This is a genomic window from Paraburkholderia sp. SIMBA_027 (genome assembly GCF_046535315.1).
In the GTDB taxonomy this organism is placed as follows: domain Bacteria; phylum Pseudomonadota; class Gammaproteobacteria; order Burkholderiales; family Burkholderiaceae; genus Paraburkholderia; species Paraburkholderia tropica.
The window spans coordinates 1-246 of sequence record NZ_JAWRWY010001344.1 but is presented as its reverse complement, the minus strand read 5'-3'; the positions used below and the strand labels follow the sequence as shown (position 1 = coordinate 246).

Annotated in this window: 1 pseudogene; it reads left to right on the top strand. The window is 61.4% G+C overall.

Features of this window, described 5'->3' with window-relative positions:
* A pseudogene (locus SB764_RS43550) lies at window positions 1–246 on the top strand (alpha-D-glucose phosphate-specific phosphoglucomutase); the annotation flags it as partial.

Below are 246 nucleotides of genomic sequence, written 5' to 3'. Positions count from 1 at the left end.
CCTTGATGGAAGAACTGTTCGATTTTGCCGCCATTCGCGCCCTGATCGCCGGTGGCTTCAAGGTCGTGATCGATTCCATGAGTGCCGTCACCGGCCCCTATGCCGTGGAAATCATCGAAAAGCGTCTCGGCGCGCCGAAGGGCTCGGTTCGCAACGCCACGCCCCTGCCCGATTTCGGCGGCCACCATCCCGACCCGAACCTTGTGCACGCCAAGGAGCTCTATGACGACGTCATGAGCCCTGAAG